The 9897-nt window shown below is 68.4% G+C and carries 5 protein-coding genes; 3 read left to right on the plus strand and 2 right to left on the minus strand.

Annotated elements, in window-relative coordinates:
• Nucleotides 1-57: 57 nt before the first annotated feature.
• Entirely contained in the window at nucleotides 58-4749 is a 4692-nt protein-coding gene (gene pglW, locus ABKA17_RS26760; RefSeq protein ID WP_353694779.1) for a BREX system serine/threonine kinase PglW, read from the minus strand.
• Nucleotides 4750-4970: 221 nt separating this feature from the next.
• Here pglW and ABKA17_RS26765 point away from each other — a divergent pair, with 221 nt between their 5' ends.
• The 3 genes from ABKA17_RS26765 (at nucleotide 4971) to ABKA17_RS26775 (ending at nucleotide 8543) form a co-directional block, all read left to right on the plus strand.
• Nucleotides 4971-6563 carry an HNH endonuclease gene (locus ABKA17_RS26765; protein ID WP_353694780.1) on the plus strand — a complete coding sequence of 531 codons (1593 nt, stop codon included), beginning with the start codon at nucleotides 4971-4973 and terminating at the stop codon, nucleotides 6561-6563.
• 56 nt (nucleotides 6564-6619) lie between these two features.
• Nucleotides 6620-7762 carry a hypothetical protein gene (locus ABKA17_RS26770; RefSeq protein ID WP_353694781.1) on the plus strand — a complete coding sequence of 381 codons (1143 nt, stop codon included), beginning with the start codon at nucleotides 6620-6622 and terminating at the stop codon, nucleotides 7760-7762.
• A gap of 148 nt (nucleotides 7763-7910) precedes the next feature.
• Entirely contained in the window at nucleotides 7911-8543 is a 633-nt protein-coding gene (locus ABKA17_RS26775; RefSeq protein WP_353694782.1) for a hypothetical protein, read from the plus strand.
• Here the strand turns inward: ABKA17_RS26775 and ABKA17_RS26780 are convergent.
• Nucleotides 8519-9673, minus strand: coding sequence for a hypothetical protein (locus tag ABKA17_RS26780; protein WP_353694783.1), 1155 nt, complete (start codon nucleotides 9671-9673; stop codon nucleotides 8519-8521). The genes ABKA17_RS26775 and ABKA17_RS26780 overlap by 25 nt on opposite strands.
• Between the last annotated feature and the right edge of the window lie 224 nt (nucleotides 9674-9897).

Here is a 9897-nt window from a genome sequence, read left to right on the forward strand (position 1 = left end):
TGTCGTCATCCCCACCCACACGCGAGCGCCCCGCGTGCGGCGCACACGCTCAGCGCATCATCCCCGTGTGCCGCTGGCCACGACACTCTCCGGTTTCGCGCGGTGCGCGTTCTGCACCCAGAACTCGTTCAGCACGATCCACTCACCGAGCCCCGACTGGTACGGCACCGACACAGTCCCCAACCGCGGCGGCCGGGCCGGGTCGCTCTGCGGGCACAACAGCCACAGCGCGCGGCCACCACGCCGAGACCGCTCGGCCAGTCGCTCCAGCACGCCCATCGCGTCGTACCGAGCCAAGACCCCGCCGTCCGTCAGCAGCAACGGAGCCGCCACACCGACCTCGGCCCCGCCCCCGGAACCCATGCCCCCCGGCGCCAGCAGCTCACCGATCCGAGGCTCCACCAGCCCCCACGCCGTCCCCGCATACTCAGCGAATTTCATCGCACCCGGCGACCCGGACTTCGCCACATCCGCGCGCAGGATCGTCTCCCACGTCGGCTTGGGCCGAGGGTCGACCAACTCGTGCAGCGCCTGCACGAACAGCTCGGCCACCGACACCACGACGGCCCCGCCCGCGAAGTCGTCACGTCCAAGCTCGTCTATCGCATCCCGTGCCCACTCCGTCGGCACCGTCAGTACCCGGAAACCGTCCCGCCGCGCCGAAGCCTTCAGCCGGTCTTCCGCCGTGCCCGCCGCCGCGAGATCCGGGTCGTCGGAGTAGCGGTGCGCGGAGACGGTGCCTGTCGGCTGCCGCCGCGCGTCGGACGACAGATAGGCGGACACGCCGTCCGCGTTGCTCGGCAGGTAACGCAGCGTCCCCGTGGTCTTGCGCGTCGACAGCACCAGGTCGAAGCCGGCGGCCCGCAGGGCCTTCGTCAGCGGGCCGCCCGTGGGCAGGGCGTGGCCGCCTCGCTCGTTCAGCAGCTCCGGGAAGCGAGCCCGTACTCGCTCGTGGACGTCTTCCCCAGTCAGGCCCGGCTGCTCCGCCTCCGCCATCCCTGGGATGAGCGGTACCAGGCCGGCCTGGGTGAGGCGCAGCGCCCGCACCAGCGGCAACTTGCGCGGATAGATCTCCAGGCGCGGCGTCGCGGCGGCGTGGCGGGAGGCGGCCACCGCTACCTCCACCATGCGCCGGTCGTCCCACTGCACCGCTGTACTCGGCGGCGGTACGGCGCCCAGCTCGGCCACCACCGTCGCCGCCGTCGGCAGGGTGTCGAGCCCGGCCAGCGTGTCCGCGATACGGCCGAGCCGCTGTGCGTAGTGGAGCAGCCCCGGCGCGGACGGCGTGTCCGGCGCGTCGTCCGCGCCCACCTCCAGCGCCAGCAGCCCCGCGCCCATGCTCTCGTCGGCCGCGTCACGGTTCGGGGCGTGCCCGAACTCGGCCTCGTCCGGGATGAGTTGCTCGACCTCCACCACGGCCCGTACGGCGGCCAGGGCCAGTGCCCGGCGCTGCTCGCGCTCTTGGAGCTGGGTGCCGCGTCGCACGGTCAGTGCGTCCGCGATCTCCGCGGCCGAAGCGACCCGGCCCAGGTCGTGCAGGAGGTCCAGGACCTCGGAGCGCAGTGCTCGTACCGCCGGGTGCTTCTTCCAGCGGGTTCGCTGGTTCTTCAGCATCTGAGGGATGCGGCCCCGCGACAGTCCGAGGGCGTGCGCGACATCCGTCTGCGTCGGCCAGACCCCGACTTCCGACGGCAGTACGCCCTGCTCGTTGGGCAGGCGCAGCAGCAGCCGTACCATCTCGCACTCGTTGTGGTTCGAACCGTCCTTGCGCAGCGGCGGTACGAACACCGTGGCGAGCGTGTCGAGGCTGACGCTGCGCAGCGCGCGCTCCGGCAGCGAATGCGCACCGGCGCCGCCGTTGGCCACCACCGCGCCGGCCGCTGCGGCCTCGGCGGCCGACAACTCCTCCTTTGCGGCCTTGCGGCCCTCGGGAGTGAGCGGCGCGGCTGGCTTCTCCGCGAACTTGAGCCGCCACTGCTTGATGCGGCCCAGAACTTCCTTGCGGGTCTTGGCGCCGAGACCGGGGGCGTTGACCAGCTGGCGCTGGCTGTAGTCGAGCAACTCACCGACCGTGTTGACGCCAAGGCCGTACACGAACGACTCCGCGGCCGGGCTCAGACCGGACGACGAAATCAGAGTGTCTCGGTCGACGCGGTCCGCCAGCCGCTCGCGCTGCTGCTCGGCGCTCTCCTCCTCGGCCTCCGGAATGGCGGCGTCCGGGGCGGGCTGTGCCACCTCGCCCTGCACGCGTGGCGCCGTGTGCCGTGACGGGCGGCGGGACGAGGGCTTCGCCTCGTCCATGGCGAGGAAGATCTTTTTCCAGGCGTCCCGCATCGGCTTGAGGTCCGGGAAACGCTGGGAGGCGTCCCGGTGCAGGGCCTTCTGGAACAACGCGACCAGGCTGTCCCGTACGGCCGGGTCAAAGGCGTCGGCGGCGATCCTCGGGTACGGCTCCTTCTCCGGGGCGGTCTGGCGCGGCGAGACCTTGCCGTCGCCCCACACGGGGAGCTCTCGGGACGCCATCTCGTGCAGGGTGACGGCCAGGGCATACCGCTCGGCGTGGGCGTCGTAGACCGAGCGGTCGGTGAGCGTGCCGATGAACGGGTCCAGGTAGCCGTCCGTGCCCGCCGCGGTCTCGTTCACCGGGTAGCCAGCGAGCGAGAAGTCGATCAGCACCAGTTCGCGGGTGCGGTTCGGGCGGATACGGATCGCGATGTTGTCCGGCTTGATGTCGCGGTGCCACACGCCCTCGCCCTCGAGGAAGTCCACGGCGCCGAACAGGTAGTCGCCGTACGCCTCGAGCTGGTCCACGGACAGGCGGCCGAACTCGCGCAGCTGCCGGGCGACCGTCTCCTCCCGGCGTCGGCGCTTCGCACCCGGTGCGGAAGGCTCGCCGCTTTCCTCGCGCTCGTCTCCGACGTACTCCATGACCAGGACCGTGCGGGGTCCGATCTCCTGCGGCTCCGGCTCGACCAGCCGGATCACGCGGGAGTCAGGGCGCAGCCGTCCCAAGATCTCTGCCTCGCGACGCAGCACCACGCCGCGGCTGTCCGACGTCGCGACCTTCAGCACGGCCAGGGTTTTGGAGAAGCGCACATCCGGGCCGGCGGTCAGGTCCCGCACCAGGAACGCGCGGCTCGTCGAACCCGTACCGAGGCGGCGCCTGACCTCCCAGCGGCCCGCCAGCACGTCGCCGGCGACCGCGTCCAGGGGGTCCTTCTCGGGTTCGGCCGGGCGCGGGGCCTCAGCCGTCGGAGGGTCGGTCAGGTCCGCCTCGACGACCTCCAGCATCTCCAGGAAGTCGTCGACCGATGACAGCCGGGCAGAGACGTCGTAGGCGGTGGCTGCCTGGACCAGCTCGTCGATGTATGGGGAGAGGCCGTCCACCATTGAGCTGGGGCGCAGACCCTCGCCAGCCTCGTAGCGAGCCACCAGTTCGGCCTGGCTGGCAGCCGGTGGCCTGCCGGTGGCCAGTAGGTAGGTCAGTACTCCGAGTCCGTACACGTCCAGGGCGACCGGGTCGGGCCTGAGTGCGGTCAACTCCGGGGCCAGATACGGGTCCGCGCCCTCGGCGAGATGCGCGCCCGCACGCGAGAAGGTCGTGGGGGCGAACCGCTCGCCGCTGCCGGCCACACCGTGCTCGGAGCTGCGCTGGACGGCGACCTGCCAGTCGGAGATCTGCAGGTGTGGGCTGGACCAGGCGCCGGTCTCGCTCTCGGAGTCGGCCCGGCGGGTACGACCGCGCGGGATGACATGGACCGCTCGGGCCGCCAGGGTGCGGTGGAAGATCCGTCGGCCGTGCGCCGAGCGCACCGTCTCGGCCAGCTGGCGCACCAATGCCATCCGGCTGAGGATGTCCAGCTTCTCGCCGTACTGGATCAGGTACTCGTCCAGCCGCAGGGTCCGCGGATCGAAGTCGAAGATCAACGCGGGGCCCGCCGAGTGCCCGGACGGGTCGTACTGCTTGAGCTGGACGACACCGGGGTGCCGGAAGTGGCGCAGCACCGCGGCCTCGCGGCGCGCGGCACGCTCCACAGATGCCCGCAGCTCGGCGTCGGAGCCGCGCTCGCGCAGATAGACACGGACGCGCGCGGCTTCCGGCAGCTCACTGTGCTGGGCCAGATAGTCGGCCCAGGTCGGGCCCGAGTCGAACGCCTTCCGGCTGAGCAGATACGGGCCCACCTTGTACTCGGCGTCGCTGCGCGCGATCCCGATGCGTTCCAGGGCCGCCTTGATCCGGCGCGAGCGCGCGGCGTCGATCCGGCGGTACTCGTCCTTCGGCGGATCCTTTAGCAGCTCGGTGAGCTGGTGGACAGTGAAGACGCCGTTGCGGTCGTGGGCGGGCAGCCGGTTGCGCAGTGAGGAGTCGGTGAAGCAGACGGCTTCCGAGACCCACACCTTCTCGCCGTTCTGCTGCAGCAGGGCGGCCAGCTCCTTGGCCTTCTTGTTGGCCAGGTGCAGCGGGTTGCCGTGGGGGATCTGCCGGCCGCTGGGCTGGGTCTGCAACCAGGTGCCGTTGCGGGACTCGACGGAGCCGTGCCAGTCCTTCAGCTCGATCAGGTGGACGCCGCCCGGGGCGATCACCAGTAGGTCCACTTCCCTGACGTGGCCAGTGTGCGCGGTGAAGGTGAAGTTCGACCAGGCCCGCCACGGATCGTTGTCCGGGAGCTTCTCGCGGATGGCCTCCAGGCCCCGGTGCTCATGCTGGAACTCGGAGTCGGTGACCGCAGTCCACCGGCCGTCCCGCATGTGCCATCCCCGCTTCGTGTCGCTCTGTGCCGATTGCCGCTGTTCAAGCAGCAAAATTCCCCGCTCAGATCGTAGCGGCTGGGGCACGGAAGGTGCCGCCTTACGTCGCTGATCAGCCCTCGGGTATGGGAGTGCCGGGCTGCCTCTTGAGCAGAGCCGGTTGTGACTGCTTGGCCAAGGGGCTGACGAGCAGCTGTCATTAGTATGAAAATCTGATCACCATGGGGAATGGGTATGGCGGCCGACCGGCCTTTGAGATCGGCGCAGTAACGGACATTCGGGGCGGTACCGACTCCGTCAGAGAAGCTGATGCCTCGGTGCAGTGGTTGCTGCAGCCCAGGGGTGGACCCCAACTTCGAGGGCCTCAGAACTTCGACCGCTCGATCCGTGAGGGCATCCGGCTCGCGGAGTTCGAGCACGCCCTGGGCGAGGATGCGGAGCAGCTCAAGGAACTCTTTCCCGACGGAGTTGCCCGGCTTTGGGGGGCGACTCCTGTCAAGAAGGAAACCCATCCCAAAGGTGCCGCCCTGCGAGGGCAGAAGGTCGGCGACGAGGTGTTGTTCTACGCCGGCAAGAAGTTCATCGCCAAAGCCCGCGTTCTCGGGTTGCTCCGCAATCCCGAGTTGGCCCGAGCGATCTGGGGGGAGCTCGAGGATGGGCGAACCTGGGAACACATCATGGCTCTGGGGGACATCTTCGAGTTCGAGATCCCGGCAGAACCGATCTTGACCGCGCTTGCCCTGCACACGGAGGTGCGCTACCTGACGCTGGTGCGGGCTGCTGAGCGACGGCGCCAGCTGGCGCTGCTGGACAGTCTCGTGGGCGGGAAGATGACCGCCATAGGTCGGCCTGCAAGCGGAGGAGCTGCTGCGGGCGCGGCAGCCAAGCTGGGGCGCCAGGAATTCCTAAGTGCCCTCGCGACCTTGGATACCAGCGTGCCGGAGGAGGCGCGGACGCATCACGGATCACTGACGCTGTTGTGGTCCATCAGCCGTCTTGTGTCGGGGCAGAGCCGACTTGTGCCATGGAACGACTTCAGGGCCGAGGTTGGTCCTCTCCTGGTCGAGTTCGGCGGCTCTGGTGCCGCGGCGGCACCTGAGTACCCGTTTCGCCACCTGCGGAGCAGCGGATTGTGGGAGACAGAAGGTGTAGAAGACGAGGGCCTCGGCTCGGCGTCGGCGGCGGTGCCCTCGGCCGAGTCCGGAATTGCGGCAGGGCTGCGGCCAGAGGTGGCGAAGCTGCTCAAGCAGCCACTCACCCGTGCCCAAGCGATCGGCCTGCTCTGCACCACCTACTTCCAGGATGTCGACCAGGGGGCTCTGCTCATGCGCCTCGGCCTGGCCGGATACGCCCATGCCAGCGGGAACGCGGGAGAAGAGGTCGAGGGCCGGGACGGCGAGGATGAGACCACTGAGCGCGGAATGCGTCGGCATGTGACTTCGGCGCGCCCCGTTCGGGACCCCCGCCTCGTAGAGGAGATCAAGCGGCTCTATCAACACGGTTGCCAGGTATGCGGAGTGCGGCTGGAGACGCGTTTCGGTCATTACAGCGAGGCTGCGCACATCCAAGGGCTCGGGACCCCGCACGACGGACCGGACAAACTGTCCAACTTGTTGTGTCTCTGCCCCAACCACCATGTCCAGTTCGACAGGCTCTTCCTCTTCATCGACGAGGACTGGAACGTGCGGCGGAGCGGAGACCGGGAACTGATCAACCCTCTGATACGCCGTCCCGAGCACGTGATCGACGAACGGTGCGTCGAATACCACAGAGGGTTGTGCGGCCGTAGTCGCTACAGCCTCGGCTCGGACTGATTCTCCGCGATGTGCGGACTGGCCGCTTTGTCAGTGCCTCCTGGCACCCTGCTCGCATGAGCATGAGACAGACCTACTTATGGTTCACCTTCTACCTCTGGTTAACCGTCACGCCATGCACGCTGATCATCTACTACATCCCATGGGTGACCGGAACACGCATGCCGGGTAAGCGTCTCGGTCGCGTGCCTCTGCTGAAGCAATTCAGGCGGCGCAAGGCAAGAAGCCGACTCGACGCAGTCAGGGAAGGGCTCTCGGAAAACCTGCGCGACTGTCCGGATTTCGAGGTGCTGGCGTGCGAGCCGCTCGTAAGCCAGGTGCACGCGCACGCCACCTGGGCACAGCTCAGCCGGATATTCCTGGCCGCACCCGGCATGCTTGCATCTGCCGCGTTGGCCCTCGTCGTCAGCCCCTGGACCTGGCGTAGCTCGTCGCTCTGGGCTGTCGGCGTCTACCTGACCTTCGTCTTCGTGTCAGCCTTCCTGACCTGCGTCGACATCAGGGCCGTACGCAACGCCGACTCGGCAGGCACCGTCACCCTCGCCGCCGTCGGCGTGCTGGAATCCTTCACCACACGTGCTGAGAAGGCTCCGGCCAAGTCGACCACTGCGGCCTGGCAGAGCCAGTTGATCGACCAGCTGTGTATGGCTTTGGTGCGCCGCGCCCACAGGGAGTCCGCCGGAGCCGTCCCCGGCAGCCGTCTGACCATGGCGCAGGACACCGCACGCGTCGTACGGGCCCTGCGTCACCGCACCGCACTCGTTCATGGCAGCGCCGAAAGCGAGGAGCGGCGAACGCAGGAGCGCGAATTGTGGCTGCTCATTTGCAACATCCTCAAGTACAGCAGCCGTTCACGAGCCGATGTCGTCGACTTCCGCGTGGCCGACGCCGATCGACTCGCCGCCGTGCCGGACACCGTCCCAGAGGCGAGTGCGTTGCCCTCCCCGAAGGCCCGCGTGCTCGTCCCACTACTCTTCATGTGCGCCCTCGTCGCGATTGCCGTGGTGCTCGGCTTGACAGGAGCTGCAGGGGAGTTCACCCAGCCGATCTTCGTCGCGCTGGCCATGGCTACCCTGCCCTTCGCGCGTCGGTTCGGGGTGACTGCGTTTGACACCGTCGCGCAATCTCCAGCCCCTGCATCGGCCTCCCCGCAGGTTGACCCTCAGTCGGCGCCGGAACCGGTACGGAGGGCCGCATAGCGGGCGCATGGTAAGGGACATGGCGAACCCTCGGCCACAATCCGTCTGAGGACGTGCTCGGAGCGTGCGGGGCTGATAGACAACGGAGGCGAACGGTGCCCACCGCGCCACAGACCGCCCCCGAGCCACCAGGACGAGGACACAAGCCATGCTGCTGGCCGAGCAGACGTTCGTCGGACTGAGGCTGCGTGGAGAGCGCGTGCAGGCCGCCGTCACAGTGTTTGCCGACGAGGCCCGCCGCCGCTCCGCAGTCGGTCTCGGCGCTGTCGACAGCCGGGTGTTGCTCACCGCACTGCATGACCTTCCAGTGGACCTCCCTGTACCGCTGACCTCGCTCGACGCCCATGCCCTGCGGATGCTGCACACCGCGCCGCCCGGTGCCGTGGACCTGGTAGACGGGCAGCGCATCGCCGTACGGAGACTCGTACCCGCTGTCCGTGTCGAGCTGGTCCTCGTTCACGGACAGCGAGGCATTTCACCCTGCGAATGGGACTCCGCGGTTCGGGACGCGTCGCAGTTCGCGCCGTTCTGCGCCCGCGGGGTCGTCGTATCGCACCCTTTGCCAGAACCAGGGCGGCACAACCCCGGAGCGACTGACGACTCCGACATGGACCTGCTCCTCCTGAAGGCCCGCTTCTACGGGGTCGGTGTCGCCACCCAAGAGCCTGCGGGCCTGCGGTGGCTCCTGGAGCCTGCCACTTACCGCCCCCGACGGCACTCCGCTGCCCAGTGGCTCTTCCACGAGCAGGCCTGGCGTCAACTCGGCCCGGACTGGCCCTGAGCCCGATGCTCCCCGGTCACGGGCAACGCGCGCGGACTCGGGCGGCGCCAGGCCTGAAGCACCTTCGGAAACGGGACCTCCGTGTCCGTCTGGGACGCCAGTAGGCGGTGGTATTCCCAGGCATCCGAGAGTTGCTGACGCCACCACCCGATGCGCTCGTCGCCGGGCAAGGTCGCATCCAACTCCTCATGCATTGAATAGAGTTCGCGGACCGTGTGCTGCAGGGCCGCAAGGACGTCGGCGTCGCTGTCCGTGAAGTGGGTGAGAGCGGCCCCCTTGCATACCGTGCAGTCGCAGGTCCACGGGTCGACGTGGGCGAACCAGTCATCGAGCGTGGCCACGCGGTGGTAACGGAGCAGGCGCCGGACCAAGACCACTGGAAACGGCTTGTGGCCACCACCCCCGTTGTCTGGCCGCGGAGCCACACCATGCCGGAGCACGGCCGAGGCCCCGACCGCCGCACCCAGCGCTCCGTGTGCCATTGCATCAAAGGCCGCGAGATCAGTGCGCCACAGAACGAGACGGCGGCAGGTTCGACACAACTGCCGCAGCCCTTCGGGGGCCTGGTTGCGTTCGAGCGGGTCACCGTCCGCCTGCATGATCAGTGCCACGGGATGCCGGCAGGTCTGGATCTGCTCGGCGAGGTGTGGCAGGGACGAGCGCTGTAACCATCGCCAGCTGCACGGCAGTAGCACCACCGTGTCCCTACGGCGTAATTGGTTGGCCTGACGGATCACTGACTTGAGTACCGACGCGTCTCCCACCTGGTCGGCCGGGATGAAACACGTGGGCGTGACGGCGTAGGACGACTTATTGTCGCGCTGGCCGTCCAGAATCTCGTTGAGCCCGACGAGGTCCAGGTCGCGCCAGCCGTAGCTGGTCTCGAGGCCGAAGGGCGCGTCAGTGGTGGCAACCTGTCGGGTGTGACTGCCGTGGTCCATGACCACGACCTTCTCCGGCAGGGCATTGCGAATCTCCCTGCACCTGACCGATGCAGCAGCGCCCGTCACCACCAGCCCACCCGTGCGTGTTGGGACGTGCGGGAGCACGTCGATCGCCGACTGGTCATTGACCATGATCAGTAGGCGGTCCCGCAACAGTTCGTCGATCCCTTCGATCCCAGCACGCACGAGATCGCCCCCTCACGGTCATCGGCCCGCCCCCTATTGCTCCTTACTGTCAGAGCGTTGAAACGACAGCCGCAAGACCGCCTGCCTGCGGTGGAGCCGTTGGGCCTTCCCCCGTGATGGTGGACACGCTTCGTTGATCACGCGGCGAGCGTGAGCTTAGCCGTGTGGTGTCGGTGTTCGTATTCGTTGGGGCTGAGGTGGCCGTTGGCGGAGTGTCGACGGCG

The organism is Streptomyces sp. RG80, from assembly GCF_040446465.1.
GTDB lineage: Bacteria > Actinomycetota > Actinomycetes > Streptomycetales > Streptomycetaceae > Streptomyces.